This window comes from Nocardia canadensis, from assembly GCF_032656385.1.
Taxonomy (GTDB): Bacteria; Actinomycetota; Actinomycetes; order Mycobacteriales; family Mycobacteriaceae; genus Nocardia; species Nocardia canadensis.
This window is the reverse complement of sequence record NZ_JAVCWB010000002.1, coordinates 758045-782713: the sequence shown is the minus strand read 5'-3', so window position 1 is coordinate 782713 and position 24669 is coordinate 758045. Positions and strand designations below refer to the sequence as shown.

General features: G+C 69.3%; 22 protein-coding genes. 4 read left to right on the top strand and 18 right to left on the bottom strand.

What is annotated here, in order from left to right; genetic code table 11:
* Positions 1-252: 252 nt before the first annotated feature.
* Together Q7X29_RS06775 and Q7X29_RS06770 are read left to right on the top strand one after the other, a co-directional pair.
* Positions 253-1062: a GntR family transcriptional regulator gene (locus Q7X29_RS06775; protein WP_255587460.1), complete on the top strand. Its 810-nt coding sequence runs from the start codon at positions 253-255 to the stop codon at positions 1060-1062.
* On the top strand, positions 1059-1658 hold the full coding sequence (locus Q7X29_RS06770) for a GNAT family N-acetyltransferase (RefSeq protein WP_218717563.1): 600 nt from the start codon (positions 1059-1061) through the stop codon (positions 1656-1658). The genes Q7X29_RS06775 and Q7X29_RS06770 overlap by 4 nt, the downstream gene beginning before the upstream one ends.
* 4 nt (positions 1659-1662) lie before the next feature.
* On the opposite strand, the gene eccCa is transcribed toward Q7X29_RS06770, so the two are convergent.
* The 3 genes from eccCa to eccD are packed head-to-tail and all read right to left on the bottom strand — an operon-like array spanning position 1663 to position 8608.
* Entirely contained in the window at positions 1663-5733 is a 4071-nt protein-coding gene (eccCa, locus tag Q7X29_RS06765; RefSeq protein ID WP_316573552.1) for a type VII secretion protein EccCa, read from the bottom strand.
* 11 nt (positions 5734-5744) lie between these two features.
* A complete protein-coding gene (gene mycP / locus Q7X29_RS06760) occupies positions 5745-7151 on the bottom strand; it encodes a type VII secretion-associated serine protease mycosin (RefSeq protein WP_316573551.1) in 1407 nt (468 codons plus the stop codon).
* A complete protein-coding gene (gene eccD, locus Q7X29_RS06755; protein WP_308248426.1) occupies positions 7148-8608 on the bottom strand; it encodes a type VII secretion integral membrane protein EccD in 1461 nt (486 codons plus the stop codon). The genes mycP and eccD overlap by 4 nt, the downstream gene beginning before the upstream one ends.
* A 157-nt stretch (positions 8609-8765) precedes the next feature.
* Between eccD and eccA the strand changes: the two genes are divergently transcribed.
* Positions 8766-10607, top strand: coding sequence for a type VII secretion AAA-ATPase EccA (gene eccA, locus Q7X29_RS06750; protein WP_218717560.1), 1842 nt, complete (start codon positions 8766-8768; stop codon positions 10605-10607).
* A gap of 53 nt (positions 10608-10660) precedes the next feature.
* On the opposite strand, the gene eccB is transcribed toward eccA, so the two are convergent.
* Positions 10661-12169, bottom strand: a complete 1509-nt coding sequence (gene eccB, locus Q7X29_RS06745; RefSeq protein WP_316573550.1) for a type VII secretion protein EccB — start codon at positions 12167-12169, stop codon at positions 10661-10663.
* Between the two features lie 117 nt (positions 12170-12286).
* On the opposite strand from eccB, the gene eccE reads away from it, so the two are divergent.
* Positions 12287-14026, top strand: coding sequence for a type VII secretion protein EccE (gene eccE, locus Q7X29_RS06740; protein ID WP_316573549.1), 1740 nt, complete (start codon positions 12287-12289; stop codon positions 14024-14026).
* A 103-nt stretch (positions 14027-14129) separates the two neighbouring features.
* On the opposite strand, the gene Q7X29_RS06735 is transcribed toward eccE, so the two are convergent.
* The 14 genes from Q7X29_RS06735 to Q7X29_RS06670 form a co-directional block, all read right to left on the bottom strand.
* A complete protein-coding gene (locus tag Q7X29_RS06735) occupies positions 14130-14423 on the bottom strand; it encodes a WXG100 family type VII secretion target (protein ID WP_255587458.1) in 294 nt (97 codons plus the stop codon).
* Positions 14424-14455: 32 nt separating this feature from the next.
* The gene (locus tag Q7X29_RS06730) at positions 14456-14785 is read right to left on the bottom strand and encodes a WXG100 family type VII secretion target (protein ID WP_218717557.1); all 330 of its coding nucleotides are present in this window, start codon (positions 14783-14785) and stop codon (positions 14456-14458) included.
* A gap of 42 nt (positions 14786-14827) precedes the next feature.
* The gene (locus tag Q7X29_RS06725; RefSeq protein ID WP_316573548.1) at positions 14828-15619 is read right to left on the bottom strand and encodes an ESX secretion-associated protein EspG; all 792 of its coding nucleotides are present in this window, start codon (positions 15617-15619) and stop codon (positions 14828-14830) included.
* Positions 15616-16605 (bottom strand): PPE domain-containing protein, encoded by a 990-nt coding sequence (locus tag Q7X29_RS06720; protein WP_316573547.1) that lies wholly within the window; start codon positions 16603-16605, stop codon positions 15616-15618. Before Q7X29_RS06720 ends, Q7X29_RS06725 begins: the two co-directional genes overlap by 4 nt.
* A 15-nt stretch (positions 16606-16620) precedes the next feature.
* Positions 16621-16932 (bottom strand): PE family protein, encoded by a 312-nt coding sequence (locus tag Q7X29_RS06715; RefSeq protein ID WP_218717554.1) that lies wholly within the window; start codon positions 16930-16932, stop codon positions 16621-16623.
* 28 nt (positions 16933-16960) lie between these two features.
* Positions 16961-18322: a hypothetical protein gene (locus Q7X29_RS06710; protein WP_316573546.1), complete on the bottom strand. Its 1362-nt coding sequence runs from the start codon at positions 18320-18322 to the stop codon at positions 16961-16963.
* Between the two features lie 2 nt (positions 18323-18324).
* Positions 18325-18636, bottom strand: a complete 312-nt coding sequence (locus Q7X29_RS06705) for a type VII secretion target (protein ID WP_218717552.1) — start codon at positions 18634-18636, stop codon at positions 18325-18327.
* 100 nt (positions 18637-18736) lie between these two features.
* Positions 18737-19033: a YbaB/EbfC family nucleoid-associated protein gene (locus Q7X29_RS06700; RefSeq protein ID WP_218717551.1), complete on the bottom strand. Its 297-nt coding sequence runs from the start codon at positions 19031-19033 to the stop codon at positions 18737-18739.
* Between the two features lie 24 nt (positions 19034-19057).
* Positions 19058-19390 carry a hypothetical protein gene (locus Q7X29_RS06695; protein ID WP_218717550.1) on the bottom strand — a complete coding sequence of 111 codons (333 nt, stop codon included), beginning with the start codon at positions 19388-19390 and terminating at the stop codon, positions 19058-19060.
* Positions 19391-19410: 20 nt separating this feature from the next.
* Positions 19411-20193 carry an ESX secretion-associated protein EspG gene (locus tag Q7X29_RS06690; RefSeq protein WP_218717549.1) on the bottom strand — a complete coding sequence of 261 codons (783 nt, stop codon included), beginning with the start codon at positions 20191-20193 and terminating at the stop codon, positions 19411-19413.
* Positions 20190-21950, bottom strand: a complete 1761-nt coding sequence (locus Q7X29_RS06685; RefSeq protein ID WP_316573545.1) for a hypothetical protein — start codon at positions 21948-21950, stop codon at positions 20190-20192. Before Q7X29_RS06685 ends, Q7X29_RS06690 begins: the two co-directional genes overlap by 4 nt.
* A gap of 175 nt (positions 21951-22125) precedes the next feature.
* Positions 22126-22602 (bottom strand): YbaB/EbfC family nucleoid-associated protein, encoded by a 477-nt coding sequence (locus tag Q7X29_RS06680; protein WP_218717547.1) that lies wholly within the window; start codon positions 22600-22602, stop codon positions 22126-22128.
* Positions 22603-22699: 97 nt separating this feature from the next.
* A complete protein-coding gene (locus tag Q7X29_RS06675; protein WP_316573544.1) occupies positions 22700-23899 on the bottom strand; it encodes a hypothetical protein in 1200 nt (399 codons plus the stop codon).
* Positions 23900-23914: 15 nt separating this feature from the next.
* Positions 23915-24664, bottom strand: a complete 750-nt coding sequence (locus Q7X29_RS06670; protein WP_316573543.1) for a toxin-antitoxin system YwqK family antitoxin — start codon at positions 24662-24664, stop codon at positions 23915-23917.
* Between the last annotated feature and the right edge of the window lie 5 nt (positions 24665-24669).

The window sequence follows — 24669 nt, the reverse complement described above, 5'->3', positions numbered from 1 at the left end:
GGTCGGAGAGCGGCAGGAGGCCGGTAGTCGCCGGCGGCCCGGCGGGATCGACACACCGCAATGTGTCGGGGAAAGCCATTACGACCGTAGAACTCTCCGCACCAGCCACGTTGCCTCGCCGTCGTCGCCGCACAGCACCGGATCAGGACGTTCATTACAATAAACCTCGCAAGCTTCCTGTCAAGCATTACTCGGCCGTAGGTAACGCAGACGAGTACACTTCGTTACCTGCACGACCTACCGAGGAGCATGATGGCGGACGGTCCGACCTACCTCCGGATCGCAGACCTCCTCCGCGAGGAGATCCGCGCGGGCACGTGGAAGCCGGGCGATCGACTGCCCAGTCATGCCGAACTGGCCGAGCAGATGCAGGTCTCGATCACCACCTCGCGCAACGCGATCCAAGTGCTCGTCGCCGAAAACCTTGTCTACACAGCTACTTCCCGCGGCACCATCGTCCGAAACCAGGAAGTACTGGAATCGGTGGTCACCGACCACATCCGCCCGGACCGGCCGCGCTCGGCGCACGACATCTTCGAAGAGATCGCGCGCGCCGCCAACCGCGAGCCCGCCAAGGAGTTCAGCACCAGGATGGAGCCCGCCGACGACCAGGTCGCGCAATGGCTCGGAGTCGCTGTCGACTCCTGGGTGCTGGCCCGCACCGTGGTGCAATACCTCGACAACGAACCGTGGTCGTGGGAGGTGAGTTTCTACCCACGCGATCTCGCCGAAGCCGCCGGCATCGATTCCCCCCACGACATTCCCGAGGGCACCACCCGTCGGCTGGCCGACCGTGGTTACGGCGAGACCGCCCACCGCGACACCCTCGCCGCCCGGCCCGCCACCGCCGAGGAGGCGGCCGTGCTCGGCGTCGCCACCGGCACCGTCCTGCTCGACCACCTGCGCATCGGCGCCAACCACGAACGGGTCACCCGGGCGACCCGGCATCGTTCCCTGGCGGGCCGCAACCGGCTGGCCTACCAACTCGGCGACGCGGCGGGCACCGCCGTCATCGCCCACACCCTCGGCATCGCACCCGGACCTGCCGTCGCATTGCCATGACCGTGGGGATGCGCCCGGCCGCCCTGGGCGACCTGCCGCTGATCTGCCGCCTGCGGGTGCAACGCACCGCCTGGCTCACCGCGCGCGGTTCCGACCAGTGGACGGTCGCGGGCCGGGGCCGTCCCATCGAGATCTTCGCCGGCGCGGTCGGCCGGGCGCTGGACGCGGGCGAGACGTGGATCGCCGAGGTCGACGGGGAACCGGCGGGCACGATCACCGTCAACCAGCGGGCCGATCCGGGCCTGTGGTCGCCGTGGGAGCTGGCCGAGGCGGTGATCGTGCATTTCATGATCGTGGACCTGCGGTTCGCGGGCAGACAGGTCGGGCATCGGATGCTCGCGCACGCCGCCCGGCTGGCCGATCAGAAGCACCGCGACTGGGTCCGGCTCGACGCCTGGACGTCCAACCACCAACTCCACGAGTACTACCGCCGGGCAGGCTTCACGCTGGCGCGCATCGCGGGGCCGCGCGCGGACGGCCCGTCCTGCGCCCTGTTCGAGCGACGGACCGACAGCTGGTGCGGCCCGCCGATCTCCCGGCAGACCCACCACCGGGCCGGTACCCAGGCGCTGCCGATCGGCCGACTGCCCGGCTGACCCGCTACACCGGCGGCAGGTCGGCGATGTGGACCAACTCGATGCCCTGACTGCGCGAGACCAGCGTGCCGCGACCGGGCGGCATCTTGCTCGGGCGCACGTCACCGACCAGCTTTCCCTCGTCCCTTGACCCGCTCATGATCAGGGTCTGGACCGACAGGTTCTTCATCGCACCGAGCACCGGGTCGTAGAGCGCACGCGAGGCGCCACCGATCCGGCGGGTGACGACGAGATGCAGGCCGATGTCACGGGCCTGGGGCAGGTACTCGAGCAGCGGCGCGAACGGATTGCCCGAACCGGTGACCACCATGTCGTAGTCGTCGACGACGACATAGATCTCCGGGCCCGACCACCAGCTGCGTTCGCGCAGCTGCTGCTGGGTGATGTCGGAGCCGGGGATCCGCTTGGCCAGGTAGGCGGCGACCTCCTGGATCATCGGCCCACAGGTCTGCGACGAGGTCGAATAGCCTGCCAGCTGGTCACCCTCGAGCACGCCGAGCATCGTGCGCCGGTAGTCGATCAGGATCACCCTCGCCTCGGCGGCGGTGGACTGTTCGGCGATGCTCATCACGATGTTGCGCAGCAACGTGGTCTTGCCGCATTCCACGTCGGCGAAGGCCATGAAGTGGGGCTCGACCCCGAAATCGAGTACCAGGGGCTGCAATTCGGACTCGCCGAGACCGACGACGACCTTGGTGCGATCCAGTACGACGCCCTGGTCCCTGGCGGCGGCGATGACCTGCTCGCGCGGGAAGCTCAGCGGCAGCATGCGCACTTCGGGCGCGCGCCGGCCGGGGTAGAGCGCGATCAGCTCCTCGCGTGCCCTGGTGACGCCGTCGGCGATGCTCGCGGGATCGGAGTCGGAATCCAAGCGGGGCAACGCGATCAGCATGTGCAGTTGTTCGGCGGTGAGACCGCGGCCCGGCCTGCCGACCGGAACCTGGTGCGCGGTGCGGCGATTCATCTCGGAATCACCCGGGTCACCGAGGCGCAGCTCGAGCCGGGTGCCGATCTGGTCCTTGACCACCGGGCGGATCTCCGCCCAGCGGGACGCGCCGATCATCAGGTGGACGCCGAACGAGAGACCCTGGGTGGCGATGGCGTTGATCTGCGGTTCCAGCAGATCGAATTCCTCACGGATGGCGCCCCATCCGTCGATCACCAGGAAGACGTCGCCGAACTGGTCGGCGGACATCGGGTCCCCGGGTGGCGCGGTGGTGCCGTTGATCTGTCTGGCTTCCAGCGCCGAGAACTTGCGCCTGCGGAACTCGGTCATCGACTCGATGCCCAGTTCGGCGAACCGTTCCTCGCGCTGCCGCATCAGGGTGGTGAGCTCGGCGATGGTGCGCCGCACCCGGTCACCGTCGAGCCGGCCCGCCACCGAACCGACGTGCGGGACGCCGACCAGGCCGGCCATACTGCCGCCACCGAAGTCCAGGCAGTAGAACTGCACCTGTTCGGGCGTGTGGGTGGCGGCCGCGGCCATGATGATGGTGCGCAGCGTCGTCGACTTGCCCGACTGCGGGCCACCGACCACGGCGACATTGCCCTGCGCGCCGGCCAGATTGATGGTCAGCACGTCGCGCCGCTGTTCGTAGGGCTTGTCGATCACGCCGATCGGCATCCACAGCTGACCGTGCCGGTTCACCGGCGAGCGCCAATCCGGGTCGGGCAGCAGCATGTCCGCGGTCGGCGATTCCTCCAGCGGCGGCAGCCAGACCTCGTGGGCCGGGCGGCCGTGGCCGGTCAGCCGCTTGACGACGACGTCGAGCAGCGAGTCCGGAATCCCCTCCTCGGCGACCGGAACGCTCGGCGGTGGCGGCGGCAGTTCCAGCCTGCCGCGCAGGATCGGATCGTCGTCGGTCTCGATCGGCTCCGGCGTGGCATCGGTGACCTCGACCGGCGCGGCGGTGAACACCACCGGTCGCTGGCCGCCCATCGGCGCGCCGTCGTCGTCGACGACGGTGCCGACGGGCGCCACATACGGACCCGAGACATAGCTCGCGTTGAATCGGAGCGGCTCGGACGCATCGCTTTTCAGATAGCCGGCGCCGGGCACACTGGGCAGGTGATAGGCGTCGGTGATGCCGAGCACCGCGCGCGACTCGTTGGCCGAGAAGGTACGCAAACCGATCCGGTAGGACAGATGCGACTCCAGGCCGCGCAGCTTGTTCTCCTCCAGGCGCTGCGAGGCCAGCAGCAGATGGACGTGCAGCGAGCGCCCGAGCCGGCCGATCATGACGAACAGCTCGGCGAAGTCCGGCTTCTGCGAGAGCAATTCGGAGAACTCGTCGACGACCACGAACAGCGCGGGTAGCGGATCGAGCGGAACGCCCGCCGCCCTGGCCTTCTCGTAGTCGTTGACGTTGGCGTAGTTGCCCGCCGAGCGCAGCAGCTCCTGGCGGCGGTTCATCTCACCGGCGAGCGCGTCCTTCATGCGGTCGACCAGGGAGAGTTCGTCTTCCAGGTTGGTGATCACGGCCGCGACGTGCGGCAACGAGTCGAGCCCGAGGAAAGTCGCGCCGCCCTTGAAGTCGACGAGCACCAGGTTGAGCGCGTCCGGCGAATGCGTGGTGACCAGTGAGAGCACCAGCGTGCGCAGGAATTCCGACTTGCCGGAGCCGGTCGCGCCGATGCACAGCCCATGCGGGCCCATGCCGTTCTCCGCGGATTCCTTGATGTCGATCTCGACCGGCGTGCCGTCCGGTGTGATGCCGATCGGCACCCGCAGCCGCTCGCGCGCGGTGCGTGGCCGCCACACCCTGGCCGGATCGATCTGGGCCGCATCGGGAATGCGCAGCAGCGCCATCAGGCCGGGGTCGCTGGTGGTCCCCTCGCCCAGGCTGACGATCTGCGCGGCTGTCGCCACCCGGTACCGCGCCAGGGCGCGGGCGAATGCCGCGGCCTCGGCCACGCTGACCTCGTCGGCGGTGGCGAAGCGCTCCACGCCTGCGGCGCTGCGCGCCGACACCGCACCGTCGCCGACGACCAGCTGCAGACCACGCCGCGCCGCGAGACCGTTCTCGGGTGCGGTCAGGTCGAGCACGGTCACCGAGTCGAGCCCGGATTCGCTGATGATGCGCTCGTTTCCGCTGATGTAGCCGTCATCGATCACCACGACCACGTGCAGCCGGCCCTGGGTCGGCTGCGGGTTGCGCATGAACCGGCCGCGTTCCATCAGTTCGGTCTGCAACGCGGATTCGAGCTCGCCGAGCGAGGTGTAGATCATCCGGGCGGAGCCGAGTCCGTCGCGCACCGACGGATGCTGCACGTGCGGCAGCCATTTCGCCCAGGCCCAGTGCCCGTCCGGGTCGGCGCAGACGATCGCGACGACGAGGTTGTCCGGTCCGTGGAAGGTGGTCAGCTCCATCAGCATGGCGCGCACCAGTTCACGGCCTTCGTCGAGGTCGCCGCCGATATTGATGGCGGGGAACGCGCGCATCGACACCGCGGTCGGCAACTCGTGCACGACCGAATGGGTGCGCACGAACCGGCGCAGCGCCACGGTCGAGACCGGCTCGAGGTCTTCCAGCGGACCGGTCTCCGGACGCGCCAGCTTGGTGGCGAGGCGATGGCTGCCGACGCCGACCCGCACGTGCCCGAAATCCGGGTCGTTGGGGCGGCGCTCCCACATCCGCCTGCTGCCGATCAGTGCGGGCAGGTCGGCCGGTTCGGGATGACTCCAGCCGAGCGTCTCCAGCTGTTTGCTGCCGGTAATGCGCACGTCCTTGCGCACCTGATCGAGGTACCGGAAGTAGTCCTTGCGTTCCTCGTTGAGCTCGACGGCGCGCTTGGGGCCGCCCCCGCGCATGCCGGCCATCATGCCGACCATCGACATGAGCATCATCATCGGGAACATCATCATCATCGGATTGGCCAGCAGATTGCGGCCCATCGAGACCATCATCGCGATCATGCCGACGACCGCGACCACCATGATGACCGGCATCAGCTTCATCATCAGCGGCGACGGGATGGCGCGCTGGATCTCCGGCGGCGGGGTGAGCGCGACTTCACCGCCCGGTGCGCGCGGCGGCGCGATCCGGGGGCGACGAACGAAACCTTCGGTAGCCATCGATCCCTCTACTACTCGAATTCCTGGTTGAGGTCGGCACCGCGCCTGCGGAACGGAAAGCCGAACGCGGCGCCGATTCCCAACGCGGCCAACAGGGTCAGCGAACCGATGATCGCGACCCGGCGCGGTCGCGGATCCGGCTCGGGCGCCACGTAGGGCGCCGCGATCGCGTGCCCGACATCGGCGCCCTCGCTCGGTGGCTCGGTGGCCAGCGGCGCGGTGAGCGCGGCCAGCGGATCGATCAGGCCGGCCCCGATGGCGTCGTCGCGCCCGCGGCCCGGCGCGTGCGCGGTGCGAGTGATCCGTTCGATCACCTGCTGCGCGGACAGTTCCGGATAGCGCGACCGGATCAGCGCGGCCAGCCCGGCGACATACGGTGCGGCGAAACTGGTTCCGTCGACCGGCTGCACGCCGTCCATCGTCTGGACTCCGTCGACCAGGCCCGCGCCGCCCGGTTTGCTGTCCAGCGACACGATGTTGCGCCCGATCGCGGCGGCCCCGATCCACGGACCACGCAGCGACAGCGCCGAGGGTTTGCCGTCGGCGTCGACCGAGCCGACCGCGAGCACGTACGGGGCGAACCAGGCCGGCGAGGCGACGGTGGTCACCGAACTCCAGCCCGAACCTTCGTTCTGGTTCTGACACGGTCCGCCCTGCTCCACATTGCCCGCGGCCGCGACGACCACCACATTGCGGTCGTAGGCGTACTTCACGGCAGCGCCGAGCGCGCCGTCGGCGGTGTTGGAACCGGCCGCGGTGCACGCAACTTCGGAAATGTTGATCACGGTCGCGCCCATGTCGACCGCGCGGACGACGGCGCCGGCGAGGGTGAGCACGCTGCCGTATCCGTCGCTGCGCAACGACCCCTGCGACTTGTCCGCGCCACGATCCTTGGCTTCGTAGGCGAGGCTGAGCTGGCGGATGGTGAGGATCTCCGCCTCGGGAGCGACCCCGACGAACGCGTCCTCGGGTGCGGGCCGCGCGGCGATGATGCCCGCCACCAGCGTGCCGTGCCCGTCGCAGTCGACAGTGCCGTCGGAATCGCTCACGTAGTCACCGCCCGCCTGCAGCGCGGGTAGCCGCGGATGCCGGTTGACGCCGGTGTCGATCACCGCGACCTTCTGACCGGCGCCGCGGCTGAACTGCCAGGCCGAGGGCAGGTCGAGCACCCGCTGCGCCATCGGTGGCTCACTCGGCGCGCTCCCGCGCAGCACGGGTTCGGCGCACAGTTCGCGCTGTTCGGTCGGCTCGAGCGGGGCCGGCTTGCCGCTGAGCGCGAGCGCCGCGTCGAGCGCGCCCTGATCGATCCGGGGCGGGGCGATCGCGCCTGCGGGCGCCGGGAAACCCGCCACGGCGCCGAGCACGGTCGCCGCGCAGGTCAGCCGGAGCACCGCGCGCCGCAAGGGTGCGCGGGTCATATGTTGCGAGCGGTCGAGTACACGTCCATGACCCACAGCGCGAGCGGGACCATCGTGATGATCAGCAGATACTCGAAGATTTCGATCATCCGCCTGGTCACCGGGGTCACCTCGAGATGCGGGCCGATCACGCCGAACCCGATCACACTGCCCGCGGTCAGCAACAGCAGTGCGACCGCGACGAATTCCAGCGAATCGTGCCCGAGTCCGAGACCTGTCAGCAGCGCGATCATGATGAGCGCGCCCGCGGTGATCAAGGTGGCCGCCTGCACCAGGTCGGCGTAGGAGCGCCCACGCAGGCAGAGCACGACCGCGGCGACCGCGGCGAGCGCGACGCCACCGGAGTGGAACGGCCCGAGCGGATCGGCCGCACCGACGGCGCCGACCAGCGCGGCGACCGCGCAGGCGATGACCAGCCCGGTCTGGATCTGATTGGCGACACGGGCACGTTCACCGAGACCCGCCGCCGAGGGCAGCGCGATCGCGCCGACGGCGCCGACACCCTCGATCGTCGGCCGCTGTTCGTGGTCGGCGGGGTCGATCGCCCCACCGGCTGTCGGCACCGGCGGAATCGGCAACCGGGCTGTCACCGCGGCCAGCCGCGGCACCGACGACAGCAGGATCACCGCCGCGACCAACACCCCCGCGAACAGCTTGGCCAGCCCCGGATGCCACAGCAGGTAGACGGTGCCCGCCACCGCGCCGAACACGCTCAGGGTGATCGCGGCGGCGAACAGCCCGGCGCCGATTCCGGTGATCCGGTAGCCCGCGATGGCCGCGACCAGCAGCACGACGCTGCCGAGCAGCACCTGCCCCGCGCCGAGCTGACCGGGCACGATCAGCGCGCCACCGCCGAACAGCAATAGCAGGGCGTCGAGCGAAAGCCAGTTGCCGGTCAGCGAATCCGCGAACTTGCGGGCGGCGATACCGGCGGCCGCCGACGCGGCGATACCGGTGCCGAGCAGTGCGAACGCCGGAACGAGCGGATCGCTGTCGGCGCGCGAGACCGCGAGCAGCACGAGCGCGGCGACGATCGCGATCGTCGCGATCACCAGTCCGGCCCACCGTGCCGCCGTGCCGGACCAGCCGCGGAACTCGCCTGCGGTGAGCCGGGATACGGCGTCGATCACGTCGTCGAAGAGCGCGGGCGACTCCTTGCGGGTCACCGGGCTCAGTACCAGCAGCTCGCCGTCGTAGACCTCGGCCTCGGTCAGGGTGCGACTCGGCGCGAGGGGGTCCTGCCCGAGCCGGGCCAATGTCCAGTGCTGGGCGCGGACCGGGGCGGAGTCCTCGTCCCCGTCCGGCAGGCGGGGATCACGTGAACGGATCAGGGCCACCAGGTCGCCGATGAATCCGGCGATCGGAACCGTGGCGGGTAGGCCGATGTCGAGCTGCGTATCACCCCCGATCACTGAAACTCGGCATAGTTCGGGCTCATTGCCTAACAACGTCGACACCAGTGATGAACTCTCAGTCGTAGCTGACTACTTCCGTTGCGACCACACGGCAGCGTTACCTAATCTAACGGACAGGGCAAACCGGCGCGATCGAAGTCCCGCCGCCGGATTGAACAGCAGCTGTCCACCAGACGAAGATTTCGGGGTCCGACACCACATGCCAGACATTCGCCAGGCTCAGCGCGCCTTCGACGCGGGCGTCCTCTCGCTCGGTCTGTCCATCGACGGTCAGGAGTCCGCGCGCGACGAAGAGTACGCGAAGCTGGCCTTCCAGCGCGCGACGGAATGGGATTCGTCGATGTGCGACGCGTGGCTCGGCCGCGCCGCCGCAGGCGAAGTGACCAAGGAGGTGCTGTTCAATCTGCATCGCACCAGCCTCGATTCGCTCGGGCGCGAGCAGCGCAGGCTCGGCCTCGCGCCGCGGGCGATGGCGGGCCGGTTCCTCCCCGGCCTCTACATCGACTACCCGCTGGCCGGGCTCACCGAGATCTGGCTCGCGTGGGCGGCCCAGCTGATCGCCGACAAGGACTACGACCAGGCCGAGCAGGTGCTCGACAAGCTGGCCGAGTTGCGCGCCACCCGTGCCGACGATCCGGACAAGCAGATCGACGACCGGATCAGCGCCTACATCCGCGGCATCCTGCACTACAACACCCAGCGCTGGCCCGATGTGATGACCGTGCTCGCCGGCTCGGCGGACTGGAAGGACCCGTACTTGGCCACCGGCGCCAACGTGATGGTCGGTACGGCGTGCGCGCAGCTCGGTCTCTTCGGCGAGGCCATCCGGCGGATGGAACAGGCCGAGGCGGGCCCGATCCCGTCGGCCAAGTTCACCGCGATGTACAACCGGGGCCTGTGCCTGCGGGAATCGGGCAACGAGGCCGAGGCCCAGAAGCTGTTCGAGCAGGTCTATTCGCAGCTGCCCGACTTCGCCGCCAACACCAACGCCATGCGCGATCGCACCTTCCGGATCGTGGTCACCAGCCGCGAGGTGATCGACGCCCGCACCGACAAGTGGGATCCCACCTCGGCCCTCTCGCTGGCCGCGATGAACGAAGCCGCTGCCGAGGACCGCGCGAAAACCGTACTCGCCGAGGCGCGTGCGCAGTTGGACAAGCAGGTCGGTTTGGCGTCGGTGAAGAACCAGGTCGCCAAGCTGCAGTCGTCCGCGCAGCTGGCCAAGATCCGCGCGGGCAAGGGTCTGTCGAGCCAGTCCCGTGGCCAGCATCTGGCCTTCACCGGTCCGCCCGGCACCGGCAAGACCACCATCGCGCGTGTGGTCGCCAAGATCTACTGTGGTGTCGGACTGCTGAAGACCGACAAGGTGGTCGAGGCCAAGCGCGTCGACTTCGTGAGCCAGAACCTCGGTGGCACGGCCATCAAGTCCGAGAAGCTGATCGACAGCGCCATGGACGGCGTGCTGTTCATCGACGAGGCGTACACGCTGATCCAGACCGGTCTTTCCGGCGGTGACGCGTTCGGACGCGAGGCCGTGGACACGCTGCTGGCGCGCATGGAGAACGACCGCGATCGGCTCGTGGTGATCATCGCGGGCTACGACGGCGAGATCGACCGGCTACTGGCCGCCAACGACGGTCTGGCGTCGCGATTCGCCAAGCGCCTCCAATTCCCCTCGTACACAGCCGAAGAACTGGGCCAGATCGGTGAAATCGTCGCGAGCGGACGCGATTCACAGCTGGCGCCGGAAGCACTGGAAACCCTGATCGAGACCTGCCGGTTCCTCTACGACCTGGAGAGCACCGACCAGAGCGGACAGCCGCGCCGCGGTGTCGACCTGGCGGGCAACGGCCGCTTCATCCGCAACGTGATCGAGGCGGCCGAGGAGGAACGCGAGTTCCGGCTGGCCAACACCGACGGCCTCGACCTGGCCGAGGTCGACGACGACGTGCTCATGCGGATCGAGGAGACCGACATGCGCACCGCGTTGAAGGGGATCGTCGCCACGCTCAATGTGGGTCAGGTGCCGAATCTGAGCTGAGCCCGAATACGGCGGGGCCCGGTGCACTGCGCMCCGGSCCCCCGCCGCGTTCGCTACTTGCTCGCGGAAGGCAAGGAATCGTAGCTGGTCAGAGCGTCTTTCGCGGATAGCGTCGGGCCGGGGACCAGCTGACCGATGATCGACCACGGCGCGAGTCGCGGCTTGTCGCCGAGCCCGAGCACCGCGGCGGTGGCCGCGTCGGGAATGCCGTAGCGAATTCCGTTGTCGGCCACGTAGAACAGCGATTCCCGGCGCAGGCTCCCTGGCTCTGTCCCGGTGACCTGCACGAATTCGCCGGTACTCGGCGGCAGGTAGACCGCGTCCATCCGGTCCCCCGAGCCGTCGGCGGTCGCGAGGGTCACGGGCTTGGCCGAAGCGGCCAGCGGCAGCTTCGTTCCGGCGAGCAGAGTCACCGTGGCGCGTTCGGCCGGACCGTCCACCGAGGTGCCCTGCGCGGTCGCGATGCCCGGGTTCTTGGCCCAGTGCACGCAAGCGACCGGAGCGTCCTCGGCCGCCAGGATGCGCGGCTTGCGCTCGGGGAAACCGTCGACCGGCAGGGTGTGCAGCACCGGCATCCGGTCGAGCACGTCCGGTGCCAGCTCGGCGATCTCCCGCATGCCCCGCGAATCGGCGTTGCGCAGCAGGTCCGCGGTGAATTCCGAGACCCGCTGTACCCCGTCCGCCAGCACCACGTACATCGTTTCCTGACCGGCGGCCTGCACCCCGGTCACCGAGATGATGCCGCCGATCGGCACATTCGACAGTTTGCCCGGGCCCGGCTCGCCCGCGCGCTCGATGGTCGGCACAGCCAGCGGGGGCGCCTGGGTGGTCGCGCCGAGGACCGCGCTGCCGATCGGGCGGACCTGCTTGCCGGTGAGCCCGAGGGTGCGCGCGATCACCGAGTTGTTCGGGTCGAGTTCGGCCCTGGTGCCCTGGTACACCAGGTAGGTCTTGTCGTCGCGGCGCATCAGCAGCGCGTCGTCGGCGCCGGCGGCGCCGATCCGGTCACCGGTTTCCGGCTTGCCGACGATGGCGGTGGTGAGCCCGCCGGTGGCACCGGACGCGCTCCCGGATGCCGAGAGCTGAGTGGTCTCGCACAACGTCCAGTTCGAGCTGTCGCCCTGCTTGGATCCCGGCATGGCGGCCGGGGCACCCGGGATGCCGAGCAGCGGACCGCGTGGCATCGAACCGAGCTTGTCGTCCTTCACCGACTTCGGCGTCTGGGCGTCGCCGGCGATCAGCCGGGCCGAGGCGAGATTGAGCACCGGATGGAGCGTCTTCTCGCCCTCCTTGGCCTCGACGACCACATACATGGCGCCGCTCTGCTTACCGCTGACGATCAGCGCGTCACCGATCGCGCCCTGCGGTTTGAGAAAGCCGAGAATGGCCGCGCCTGCCACGATGATCAGTCCGAGAACCGCGCCGACCATCATCGACCGGCTCTGCGACCGCATCGGATCGTGCAGCATGCGCACGTCGCGGCGGACCAGCGCGTGGTCGAGCCTGCGCAGCAGGAAACGATAACCGTTGACCTGGGCCTTGGTTGTCAGCTGTGCCGGCACAGGGACTCCATTGCTGCGTTGATCACCATCTCGTCGGACACGGTACCGTAAATCCGGAATTGTCCTTCACCATGATTCGACGGATGCCAAGCAGGGACAACGATTTTGAACAACAGTATGAACGCCGGGCAAACCGCCGGCGACAATGCCTACGACACACTGCGTGACCCGGAATTCTGGCTGTTCCGGATGTATCCGCTGCGCGCGTGTGTATCGGTCGCGGTGCTGGCGGCGATCGTGGCCTGGGTGGTCCTCGCGACGTCGAATTCGGGCTACGGGGCGATCGGTGGGTCGGTGGCCGTGCTGCTGATCGGGCTCGTCCCGATCCGCCGGCGCACGCTCGCGGTGCGGTTCGGCGGCTGGCTCGCGCGCCGTGCGCGCGGCCGCACCGACACCCTGGACCGGGCACCCGCGTTCGATGTGCCGCTGCCCGAGGGCGGCGGCTGTGGCGTGCGCTGGGACGGCGATCTGCTGCTGACCATGCTCCGGATCGATCCGCCGCCGGACTCGCTCACCCTGCTCCAGCGCGGCACCCTCAGCGCCGACCAGCTGCTGCCGCTGACCGAGGTCGCGCGCTGCCTGGACCAATTCGACGTGGAGCTGGTGAGCATCGACGTGATCGCCACCGGCGCGCGCACCGCGGGCACCGGCGCGGCCGCGCACCTGTACGACCGGATCCTCGGCCCGCTGCCCGCCATCGCGCACCGCACCTGCTGGCTCGTGCTGCGGCTGGACCCGGTGGCCAACGCGGCGGCGGTCGACAAGCGTGGCGGGGGCGCGACCGGTGCGCTGCGCACCATGATCATCGCTACTCGCCGGGTCGCCAATCGTCTCGCCACCCACGGTATCGACGCCGCGGTCCTCACCGCCACCGAGATGAACAGCGCGGTACGCGAGCTGACCCACGGTTTCGACCCGCTGCACCTGACCGAGTCGGCGCACGGCCTCGAATCCGAATTCGGCAGGCACCTGACCCACTACCAGCTCACCGCGCCGATGATCGGCACCAACGGGCTGGCCGAGATCTGGTCGCTGCCCTCGCTGTCGACCACGGTGACGCTGCGTCTGCATCCCGGCGCCCGGCGCATCGGACGCGCGTACGACAAGGCCGGGACCGTCGTCCTCAACGCCGTGGTCCGGTTCGATTCGGTGGCCCCCTACGAGCAGGCGCCGGTCGCCGGACTGCGCGAGCTGCCGGGCAGCCAGCGCCGAATCCTGCTGGACACGTTGCCCATCGGCGCGGCCGAGGACTTCGGTGGTCGCGACGGCTACCGCGGCACCCTCACCGCGCTCACCGACATCTCCGTGCCGACCACCGGCTGTGGCCAGTTGATCGGTGCCGACGAACGCGGTCAGGGCATCGCGGTCCCGTTGATCGGCGCGGGTACCCGCCACGTCGACGTGATCGGAAACCTGGACCTGGCCCAGCAGGTCATCCTGCGTGCCACCGCGCTCGGCGCCCATGCCGTCGTGCACACCGCTCGGCCGCAGGCGTGGCAGTCGATGGTCGCCAACCTCGCGACCCCACAGCTGCTCTCGATCGCCCCGCGCGCGGCGGGCGCGACGCCGCAGACGCCGCCCGGGCCGCCGCCGGTTCCCGCGGCCCCCTACCCGACCACCACGGTGCTGGTCTTCGACGGCATCGCCCCGACCAGCCACCTCGGTGGCGCCACCATCGTCGAGATCCGCACCACCGAGCGGGATCCGGAGGCGATCGCCCCCGACGTCACTCTCGTCCAGGATCCCTACGCTCCGAACCGGATCACCGTGCGGACAAGCACCGGAAGCGCCACGGTCTCGATGGTCACCACCCCCGACGAGATGCACTACATCGGAGAATCCCTGGCAGCCCGCTGAATCGGCAGAACGGGGCGTGACTCGTGCCTTCGGGCAGAGTCACGCCCCGTTTGTCGTCGGGTCCTCAGGGGACCGCGCCGGAGCGCGCAAGCGCTCCACCAGCTCAGAAGTCGGCGAAACCGTCGCCGACCTTGCCGTCGGCCTCGAGCGCGCGGTTGAGCGCGGACTCGACCTGGGCGGCGAGCTTGTCGAGCTTGTCGAGGGTGTCGGTCAGCTCGGTGGTGACGTTCTTGTGCGCGGTATCGAAGTTCGAGATCGCGTTGTCACCCTGCAGGTTCGCCCGGAAGTCCGTCGCGGCGCCCTCGAGTTCGTCGATCTCGCCCTTCATCTTCCCGCCGTAGGTCTGCAGGTCGCTGAACAGCTCGTTCATCGCCGCGGGATCGTAAAGAATGGTCATGAGCTCAGTTCCTGTTCGTTTCTGATTCGCGGTCAGAGGTTGGTGTAGCTGCCGCCACCGCTGGTGGAACCACCGCCGGACAGGCCTGCGCCGTCCATGTTCACGAGGGTGGACTTACCGGTGTTGACGGCCTCGGTGAGCCGGTCGAACTTCTTGTTCAGAGCATCGGCCTCGTCGTGCCAGGCCTGGGCGACCTTCACGAACTCGTCGGAGGCGTCACCCTTCCAGCCGCGGAGCACGGCCTGGGCCGCGTCGTCGATCTGACCGACCGACGTACGCAGGTTGTTGATCGTGCCTTCGAGCTTGGAGACGACGCCGTCTACGCCGCCGGCTTCTACACCTACTGGTCCCTGAGGGGGCATGTGCCGAACCTTTCCTACTTGATGGTTGAAACGAGAGATGGCTTAGTCGGGCCGCCACCCCCCACCGGGAAGCCCCTCGAGGAGCGCACCGACGGCCTGGGTGAGGCGATGGTCGGTGCCCGGCGTTATGGTCGACCACACCTGCCCGTCGGGCGCCGTCATCGGCGCGACGACGATCCGGCCGCGCGCGGTGTCGTACACCGCGACCGCGCCAGGGGCTCGGGTGGTCAGCCCGTCATGGTGGACGGCGGCGACGATCTCGGTGTAGCCATGGCAGGTGCCGAAGGCCGCGCCGAGGACGGTCGCCTGGTGCGCGTCGATGCCGAGCGCGTACATCGCGTCCACGTACTGGGAAGTTGTCTCCGCGGCGTCCAAGCGCGCCGCCAGATCATCGGCCGCGACGCTCACGCCTGCCACCTCCGCGGGCGCGCACTGCGGTAGCGCGGCGAGCAGCAGGCGGGCCAGTTCGCGGTCGGAACCGTCGATCGCACAGGTGCCGATCTCGAAACCGGCGCCGACCCGGACCGCGCTGGCGTGGCTCGCGCCACGGCGGGCCAAGCAGATTCGGCGCCGGTCGCCGTCGCCGTAGCTGCGGGCCACGAGTTCGGCATCGGGCTGGGCGAGGGTGTGCAGCGCGTCCGCCAGGTCGGGCTCGACGTCACCGTAGCCGTCGAAGACACCGGTAGCCGTGAGCTCGGCGACCGCGGCGTCCCTGGCGGCGCGCCAGGCGTCGAAGCTGTCCTGCTGCGGACCGACCGCCAGGACGAGAGGCAGGGTCTGGACACCGAGCCGATCGGCGACGGCCAGCAACGAATCATTGGTGAGGGTGGTCATGGCCGACCCTCCGTGGTCGCCGTGGACGCGCTCCCGGTCGGGGGCGCGGGGCGTTCGGCGACGCCGAGCACAGCGGGGGCAGCCTGGATTTCGCCTTCGGCGACCAGCTGGTCCGATTCCTCGTACGCGAGGCCGGCGCGCGGGAAGCGGGACGCCGAGTCCTGTCCACCCGCGCCCGCGCCCATCGCGCCGGGCACAACCGGCGCGGCCTGTCCGGTCGGAGTGGCGACCGGCGTCGGCTGGGGGGTGGTGGTAGCCGCCGCGGCGGACTGCACGAAAACTGGTGCGCGATACGCGGTTTGCACCGGAGCGGGCATCGGCGGCAAGGCACCGAGGCCGAGTGCGCCGAGCCCCGGCACCGCCGCGGCGCCCGGCGCCCCGGGAGTTCCCGCCTTCGCCGACTGTTCGCCCGCCAGTGCGGATTCCGGTGCGATCGGCGGCGGCGGCGCGTGCAACCAGGGCGTCGCCAGCGGTTCGCTGGCCGCCTCGTAGCTGCGCATCACCCGGGAGGCGACGGCTTTCGCCACGTCCGCCTCGGTGTCGGTCTGGGCCGCGATGGCCTTGATCGGCGCGCCCAGCGCGGTGCCGACCTGTTCCAGCGCCTGCTGCATCGCGGTGATGGCCGCGATGTCGGCGGTGTTCGGCATCGCCAGCGCGGCCACCTCGTAGGCGAGGACCTGAGCTTGCAGCCGTGCGGCATTGGCGGTCGCGGCGGCCGCGGTGTCGATCAGCCACTCCCGCAGAGTCGAGATCCGTTCCCACACCTGCTCGCTGCTCCCCGACTTCCAGGAGCCACGCAGGGTCTGCAGCACCTGCTCGTAGTCGAGCACGGCCGCGCCGAAGGCCGCGGCCAGCCGCGTCCAGGCGGCGGCCGCGTCGGCCATCGGCATCGGTCCGGCACCGGTGGTGAGGTCGGTGGCGAGCTTGTGCGGCTCACGCGCCTCCCACACCACTCCGGTGAAGCCGGGCTGCGGTGGTTCGATCATCGGTGATGGATGCCTTTACGCCGCAGGCCCGTTGAAGCCGGTGGTGTTGTCGGTTTCCATCTGATCGAACTCGGAGACCTGGGCCCGCAGGGTGGCGGCGAGCTTGTTCATCTCGTGCGCGCCGGCCTCGGCACCGGTCAGGTAGTCGTCGGCGACACCGCTGGCGGTGGTCGCGGCGCGCGTGGACACCTCGTCCGCGCCCGCGGGCACCACCCGCAGGGTCGGGGCGACCGCGGACAGCTCGGTGGTGAGCCGGTCGGCGATGCCGTCCAGTGCTGCCGCGGCCTTGCTCGCCGCGGCCGAATCGAATTCGAAGGTGTTACTCATCTGCCACTCCTGTCGTGGTCGTGCCGCGTCACAGTGAGAGTTCTTTGTCCGGCGGCGCTTCGGTGGTCACCGGTTCGGCGGCACCGACCACCGGGGTCGCCACCCCCGCGATCTGGCCGACGACTTCGTCGCCGTGATTGCCGGTCACCAACTGCGAGTGCACGGCCTCGTTGCCGCCACCATCGATCGCGCGTGCCATCGGCATGCCCGCGCCCGCGCCGGCGCCCATCGGCATATAGCCCGGTGCCGAGCCGCTCGCCGATGCGGTGGTCGTGCTCGCGCCACCGGAGCCCGCGCCCGTGCCGCCGATCGCACCGGTGGCGCCCACAGTGGACAGCCCGCCACCGCGACCGCCCTGCCAGGGACTCAACGGCGACGATGCCGCCGCCGCGCCTCCGACCGCGCCGATGCCACCGATCGCGCCGCCTCCGCCGCCGGCGCCGGACAGGCCCTCGGCCGTCTCGGTGTCGGCATCGGCGATCTCGGCGCCGGTGGTCGCCGCGTCTTCGGTCGTGCCGGTGGTGCTCGTCGACAGCGAACTCACCTGCTCGGCCAGCGAACCCAGCGACGACACCGCGGTGCTCGCCGTGCTGATCAACGGGCTGATCAGGCTCATCAGCTGACTCAGCGACTCGCTGCTCGCGTCGACACCGGACGGCGCATTGGTCACCGGGACCTTCTCGCCCGCCTGCGCCATCTCGCCGCTCCGCGCCACCATCTCGGCCTTGGTCTCGGCCGTGATGGCCAGACCCTCGGCCATGGCCTCCATGGTGGCCGCGATCAGCACCGCCTGCCCGCCCGGCGTCGCCGCGTAGAGCGGGGCGAGGGCCACAGTGGCCGAATAGCGTGCGATCACCGCGGCCAGCTTGGCACCACCCACGGCGACGTTGCCCGCCGCGTGGGTGAGCACCGCCTTCTCCTGCACGCTCTGCGTCGCGAGGTTGGCACCGTCGGACTGCGCCGCGGTCGCCTTGTTCGTCGCCTCGGTCGCCGCGGCGCTCTGCCACAGCTGCATCACCGTCTGCAACGCGGTCGACCCCAGTGACATCGCTGTCTCGAGCACCGAGGTGATATTCGACAGCGCGTCGGTGGGATTCGACGACGTGCCGGACGTGGAGTTCGTGCCGCCGAGCGCGCCGGTGCCGAAAGCGGAGGCCAGATCGGTGAGCGGCCGCATCAGCGCGGACAGGTCGATCGTCGGCAGCGCGGGCATTTCCGGCAGCTGGATGAACTCCGGCAACTGCGGCAACTGCGGCAGACCCATCGAGCTGAGCACCTGGCTCACCGGCTGGTCCAGCATCGGGGCCAGGGAACTACCGCGCAGCAGCTCGAGCACGGTCGGGTCGACCGATGCCGCCGCATCGGCCGTGCTTCCCCCGGGATAGGTCATGGCTACTGATCGACCGCTGCGATGCCCAGCTTGGCCGCACCGTCGGCGCCCTCATAGGTCGCAGCAGCCTGCGCGGCGGTCAGCGCGGTACCCGCGTGCACCGCGGCGAGCTGCGCCACCGAGGTCAGATGGTTGGCCTGCGCGTAGGCGAAGGACAGCAGGAATTCCTGGCCGATCAGGCCGAACACGGGCACCGCGGCGGCCATCGTGGCGGCCTGGTCGACCGCGCCCGCCTGGGCGACCCCCGCCGCCATGGTGGCCGAGGCACCCGCGTACGCACGAACTGCGTCGGGAACTACCGCAACGTGATTCATGGCTATCGTCCAATCTCGAAACAGCCCATGGTGTTTCGTTACCTTATCTACCCGTCGGAAACCCGCGCCACACAAATCGGCGGTTAAAGCCAGTTGAATCTCACATGCCCGTTTGGTTGTACGCGGTCACCAGCTCGGCGCGCTCACCGAACGCACGGTGTGCGGCGGCCTGCGCGGTCCGCACCAGGACCTGCTCGAAATCGGCCGGTGACAATCGGCCGACCGCCGCGGAGAGTTCCAGCCCGACCAGCGCGCCGCTGCCGTCGACGGTCACCGTCACCGCCCCGTCGGGCGAGGTTTCCTGCGCCCTGATGCCATTGGTCGCCTCGGTCAGGTCCTGCAGCCGATAGAGCTGGCCCTGCACCTTCGCGATCAGCTCATCCATGGTTTCGACCATCGCCGTGTCCTCCCCTCTCGCTCGCTAGACCGACCGTAGCCAGCTGTCCGGCTCGGTGTCGTACTCCTGTTCCTCGACGATCTCCGCCGCCGCGACCTCGGCCTCGGTCGGCAATCCCGTCGCGGCCAGCAGCACCGGATCGAACCCGGCCTCCGCCAGCTGATTACGCCGTGCCAGTCCGGCCCGCTTGGCCGACTTCTGGCACAACCGCAGGATCTCGGCCGCCAGGTCGGCGGGATCGCGGCGCAGCTGATCCGCGTCGACGGTGATTCCCACCGGCAGCCCCTGCTCGGTGGTCCGTACCGTGATCGCCCCCGTCAGCGACGACGCGCTGAACTCGGTCGGAAACTCGTCCATCGATGCCCCTCCCATCCGCACTAGGCCCGATCATCCCTGATGGCTCTGACAACTTCGGCGATCTGGCTGTTGATCAGCGATACCACCCGTCGGCGATCGGCACCGACGGCCACCGGCGGCGTGCCGGGGACGATCACATAGCGACCGTCGTCGGTCAGATCGCGCCAGCCCAGCCGCAATCGGAGTATCCCGCGCGGACCGAATCGCGACCAGCCCTGCTCGATGTCGATGAAGCCGTCACGATCCAGCGGCGCCTGCTGAAAGGTCTGTGTCTGCACCGCGGAGTCGTCGTCGTAGTGCTGCACCAGCGAGCGACCATAGGTGCGGTCGAATTGATCATCGCCCGGTTCGTCGAGGCGGATGTCGCGGCCACGGCCCGCCTCGGCCTCGGGCAGGTGATCGGCGATCACCTCGCCCAGCGACAGGGCGCTGTGCCGCGTGACGACGAATCCCTCGGCGTGGTAGAGGGTTTCGCCGGGCCGCTGCCGTACCAGGTAGCCCAGTTCGCCCTTGCGCACCGCGAGCATGCGCACCGAATAGGCGGGATCGATCAGCTTCTCGCCACCGCCGTAGCCACGCACCGCGATCCGGATGTCGGGGTGCGTGAGCACATCGATGATCTCGTCGAGCTCGTGTCCCCACCGCCGCCTGATTCGCGCCCACGCGTCCTTGCGCACGAATTCGGCCTCGTCCGCGTCGCCCGGTGCGCCGGTGTGGATGAACGGGTCGGGCATGTACTCCTCTTCGATGCCCGTCCACAGCGCGTCGAACTCGTCACCGGTGAATTCCCAGGTGGGCGTCACTGTTCCACCACCGGCCTCGCCACGATCGGCGCGTCACCGATGGCCTCGTCCAAGTGGTCGGTCGAGTCGAGGTAGTCGGCCCGCTTGTGTTCCTTCTGCTGGCCCTGGCCGCCCGCGCCGGCGCCACCCATCGGCGCCATGGGCATGCCGCCCATCGGTGAACCGGCGGCCGAGGACGCCACGCCCGCGCGGAAGCCCTCGGCCCCCGTGACGGCCGAGGCGCGTGGGAACAGCTTGGACGCGCTGTCCAAGCTCGGCGACAGCGGTGCGGCTCCCGCGCCACCGCCGCCGGCGCCCGAACCACCGCCGCCGCCCCCGCCTTTGCTCGCGGCGCTGAGCGCCTTCTTGGCCTGATCCTGTAGCGAACTGAGCGCCGCGGAGCCCGGAATCCCCGCCAGGGAACTCTGTTCGGCGGCCGAGGACGCCTGCTCCAGCGCGGATTGCGCGGCCGAGCTCGCTTGCTCGAGACCGGACTGCAGCGCCGAGGTCAGCTGATCGGCACCGGACGAACCACTCGATCCGCTGCCACCGTTCTGGCCGCCGGACCCGTTCTGACTCCCCGTGCTGTCCTTGCCACCGGTGTCGCTGCCCGACTTCTGTCCCTGCAACTCGGCGAGCGCCCGATCGAAGGCCGCCAGGGATTCCCCGGATTTCGAGCTGGAACCCGAGCCGGAGCCCGAACCCGAGCCGGACCCGCTTCCACTTCCACTTCCACTTCCACTGCCGTTGCCGTTGCCGTTCCCATTGCCGTTCCCGGTCCCGTCGCCCGTGGTCGGCGCGGTCGGCTCGGGCAGCGTGGGGATATGGCTGGTCGTGCTGTTGAGCCCGGGGACATAGGTGTTCCACATGACCTGACGGCCGTTCTTGGCGCAGGTCTCCTTGTCCGCCTGGGCCTGGGTACCGTTGGGGTCGGAGTAGCAGCGGGGCAGCATGAGCGCCGTCGCCAGCCCCTTGGAGGTGGCGTTGATCCAGCCGACGGTGTAGTCGAGCGCCGCGGCCACCTGTTTGGTCTGCTCGACCAACAAGCCGTTGGCCTCGTGATAGGCCGACATCGCCGCCATGGCGCGGGTGGCGCCGCCCGGGCTGGTCCAGCTCTTCTTGCTCGCTTCGACTTTGGCGTTCAGATCGTCGAAACCTGTTTTGAGCAGATCCGCCAGATCACCCCAGAACAACGCGGTGTGGGCCAGACTGCCGGGCACCGTCGACAGCGACGACATGATCGCCTGCAGTTCGTTGTAGTTGTAGTTGGGGGTCTCGGCCTTCATGCCCGCCGGATCGAACGTCTTGCCGTCGGCCAGGATCTTCGGCAGGTTCACCGCCGTCGCGACCGCCGGATATTGGACGACGGTGGGCGGCAGCACCAATTTCGTACTGGCGCTGCGGCCCTGTTCGATCTTGGTGCGCAGCGATTCCAGATCGACTTTGCTTCCGTCCTCGGCGCCCTTGTAATGCCGGGCCGCGTCGAGGAAGGTGTTGGCGACATTGTCGAGAACGGTCTCGTGTTTGCCGAGCACGGTCTTCAGCTGACCGGCCTTGCCCTCGAACTGCTTCGACAGTTGCTTACCCGACTCCAGCGAGGAGAAATCGGGCAGGTTCGCGACACCGTCCGCGGCGGATTTGACGGAATTGACCCAGTACCGCGCGTTGTTGGCGGCTTCGACCAGGTTCGGCAGCGCCGACGGCTCGAGCATCAGCGATCCGTCCGAGGCTGCCGAACGCAGCCCCGCCCACTGATCCTGCGCCGATGGTCCCGTCATGAAGTCGACCCTCCCTGTCCGTACCGGTGCCGCCTCGCGCCCCGCCTGGCACCGCTACCACGACACCGCCGATTCGCACGGCTTGCTAACGATTCTACGGTCCGACAGATGAATTCCGCATGTACAGCGCCGATCCCGCTGGTGGCGATGGCTCGACCATCCGCCGCCGCCGATCTCACCAGCTCGCGTCGGTGGCGGTCCGCGAGCGATCCCGCGCGCCGTCCGGCTCGTCGGCTGAGAGCCGTTCCCGCTCAGGCGAGTTGGGCGGTTCCAGCGACGCCTCCACGGGCTGCGGGATGGCGAATCCATCCATGTCGTCGACCAATTCGGTGATCTTCGGGAGCCGAGCGCGTTCCCGCTGAATCGGCGCCATCATCTCCTGGGTCTTGCGCGCGACCTCGGTCGCGGCCTGCTGGGCGGCCTCGGTGACGGCCTTGGCGATCTCGGTGTAGGTGAGATCGTCGATGTCGGGGGTGAACTTCGTTTCGATCACCTTGTAGTCGGCGTTGACCGTGACGGTCACCCGCTTGCGCACGGTGGCGCTGGCGATGATCTTCGCGCGGTCCTGCTGCACCTGCGCGATCGCCTGCATCTGCTTCTGCACCGTCTCGAGGATGTCCGCCATCTGCGCCTTGGCGTGTTCGTTGGTCATACTCGATTCCCTCCGACTTCCGAGCCGTCCCGAGCGGCTCTTCGGTGAGCGAGCACACCACACCCACCACGCCCGCGCAACAGCACCAGCGCTCAGCTCACCGCGCCAGGCCCACGGAATGCGTGCCGAGCAAACCGGCGAGATTCAGCTCGAACCAGGCGGCGTCGACGTGATAGGCGTCGGCGGGAAAGACCCGTGTGAAGGACTCCCTGGCCACGGCCGCCCGCTCGGCGGACTCGACCAGACCGAGCACGGCATCCTTCTGCGCCTGCGACGCCTTCTCGCCGAGCAGTCCGGTCAGCACCTCGACAACGGTTCTGGTATCCCACATCCCCGGCACCGCGGCGGCGAGCGCGTCGGCCCCCGCGGAGGCACCCCGGTACCAGCGGCCCCCCTCCCACCAGTAGCAGAAGGTGAGCAGACCGTTCTCGGCCCGCCGGTTGATCACCGGCGCCGCGACCCAGTCGGGGGCACCCAGGTAGAAGTCCGGCATCGGCAGGTCTTTGTTGTAGACGGCGTCGAGTTCCGGTGCGTTCCACACCCCGCCGGAGAGCACGGCGCGGTCGCCGGGCAGCAGGCACAGGGTGGAACCGCTGAACTTGGAACCCTCGAAGACATGGAACGCCGGTGTCACCCGCGGCCCCCACTTGGAGCCGACCGCGACGAAAGCCGCGGCGATCAGCGCCCATCGGCGTGCCATCGGCTCGAGCGCGGGGAACTCCACGTCCGGCGCCGAGCCTGCCGCGCCCCGGCCCGCCGCGATATCCGCGCGCGCCTGCTCGGCCGCGGCCACCGGGCCGCGCACCTGCCGATTGCCATGGCGGATGTAGGCGGCCAGCCAGATCGGCAGGCGATCGCGCGGATAGATCTCGATGTCGGTGCGGTACACCGTCGGCGGGAACAGCTGATCGTCCGGGAACGGCTCGTCGCCGTAGTCGTAGTCGACCTCCATCCGGCCGGCGTTGGTGAGGGTGAGCAGGTAGCGCCACCACGGACCGTCGCCCATCGAGGCGGAGATGTGCCGGTGCTCGCGCAACGACTCCAGCAGTTCCGGACTCGGGAAGACCCGGGCGAAGCGCCCCTGCTCGTCGTGGAAGACGATCATCGACACCTCGGCCGCCGCCGTCATCGCGAACGACGCCTCGACCGTGGTCCAGCCCGGCGGTCCCAGCGCCGCCACGGTTTTCGCGATCCGATGACTCAGTGCGGCGGCGCGCTCCGGAATCCCGCCGTCATCGGTCACCACCGTGGTGAGGGTGAATCCGACATCGGGATCACCGGCCAGCTCGTCAGCCACTGCGCACTCCTTCGTCTAGTCCCGGTCTTCGCCGTACCGCGCGATCACCGCACCCGCCTCGTCCCAACGGGTGCGGGTGAGCAGCGCGCCGTCGTCGTCGAAGACGGTCTCTTCCTTGCGGTCTCCGGTGGGGAACCATTCGACCCAGTGGCCCACCTCGTGCCGATCGGCGTATTCGCTGGTGTAGCGGGGGGTGCCGTCGAGGTACCAGCCGCGAGTCGGCCCGTCGCGGTAGCCGTCGGCGTAGGTGGCCAGATCGGTGATGGGGGCGCTCGGCGCCGGGCGGCGGAATTCCTGGCCGGTGAACGGCACGCCGCCGTAGTACATCCGGTTTTCCGTCTCGTCCCAGCGCAATTCGGGGTCGTCGGACGACACCGCGTCGGCGGCGATGCCCTTGCGGGTGCGCTCGTCGGCGAATTCGATGAGCGCGCCCGCCTCGTCCCAGACCGAGTGGGTCTGCAGGACGCCTTCGATGTCGTAGACGTCTTCGAGGCGGCGGGCGCCGCCGGGGTACCACTCCTGCCAGGTGCCGACCGGCCGATTGCGGTAGAACTCGCCGTTGTAGCGCATCGTGCCGTCGGGGTACCAGCCCGACCAGTCGCCGTCGCGCTCGCCATGGTCGTAGCTCCAGTACTCGCGCCAGGTGCCGTCGGGGCGGGTGTGGGTCACCGCGCCGGTGTACGGCTCACCGCGATACGACAACCTGCCGGTCGCCGCATCGATCTCCACGTCCGGATCGTTCCATTCGATCGGATCGTCACTCACCTGGG

What these genes read in the sequence shown, in the direction of transcription:
- Q7X29_RS06775 (WP_255587460.1), top strand. Translation starts at nt 253, where the DNA reads ATGGCGGACGGTCCGACCTACCTCCGGATCGCAGACCTCCTCCGCGAG.
- Q7X29_RS06770 (WP_218717563.1), top strand. Translation starts at nt 1,059, where the DNA reads ATGACCGTGGGGATGCGCCCGGCCGCCCTGGGCGACCTGCCGCTGATC.
- eccCa (WP_316573552.1), bottom strand. Translation starts at nt 5,733, where the DNA reads ATGGCTACCGAAGGTTTCGTTCGTCGCCCCCGGATCGCGCCGCCGCGC.
- mycP (WP_316573551.1), bottom strand. Translation starts at nt 7,151, where the DNA reads ATGACCCGCGCACCCTTGCGGCGCGCGGTGCTCCGGCTGACCTGCGCG.
- eccA (WP_218717560.1), top strand. Translation starts at nt 8,766, where the DNA reads ATGCCAGACATTCGCCAGGCTCAGCGCGCCTTCGACGCGGGCGTCCTC.
- eccE (WP_316573549.1), top strand. Translation starts at nt 12,287, where the DNA reads ATGAACGCCGGGCAAACCGCCGGCGACAATGCCTACGACACACTGCGT.
- Q7X29_RS06735 (WP_255587458.1), bottom strand. Translation starts at nt 14,423, where the DNA reads ATGACCATTCTTTACGATCCCGCGGCGATGAACGAGCTGTTCAGCGAC.
- Q7X29_RS06730 (WP_218717557.1), bottom strand. Translation starts at nt 14,785, where the DNA reads ATGCCCCCTCAGGGACCAGTAGGTGTAGAAGCCGGCGGCGTAGACGGC.
- Q7X29_RS06725 (WP_316573548.1), bottom strand. Translation starts at nt 15,619, where the DNA reads ATGACCACCCTCACCAATGATTCGTTGCTGGCCGTCGCCGATCGGCTC.
- Q7X29_RS06720 (WP_316573547.1), bottom strand. Translation starts at nt 16,605, where the DNA reads ATGATCGAACCACCGCAGCCCGGCTTCACCGGAGTGGTGTGGGAGGCG.
- Q7X29_RS06715 (WP_218717554.1), bottom strand. Translation starts at nt 16,932, where the DNA reads ATGAGTAACACCTTCGAATTCGATTCGGCCGCGGCGAGCAAGGCCGCG.
- Q7X29_RS06710 (WP_316573546.1), bottom strand. Translation starts at nt 18,322, where the DNA reads ATGACCTATCCCGGGGGAAGCACGGCCGATGCGGCGGCATCGGTCGAC.
- Q7X29_RS06705 (WP_218717552.1), bottom strand. Translation starts at nt 18,636, where the DNA reads ATGAATCACGTTGCGGTAGTTCCCGACGCAGTTCGTGCGTACGCGGGT.
- Q7X29_RS06700 (WP_218717551.1), bottom strand. Translation starts at nt 19,033, where the DNA reads ATGGTCGAAACCATGGATGAGCTGATCGCGAAGGTGCAGGGCCAGCTC.
- Q7X29_RS06695 (WP_218717550.1), bottom strand. Translation starts at nt 19,390, where the DNA reads ATGGACGAGTTTCCGACCGAGTTCAGCGCGTCGTCGCTGACGGGGGCG.
- Q7X29_RS06685 (WP_316573545.1), bottom strand. Translation starts at nt 21,950, where the DNA reads ATGACGGGACCATCGGCGCAGGATCAGTGGGCGGGGCTGCGTTCGGCA.
- Q7X29_RS06680 (WP_218717547.1), bottom strand. Translation starts at nt 22,602, where the DNA reads ATGACCAACGAACACGCCAAGGCGCAGATGGCGGACATCCTCGAGACG.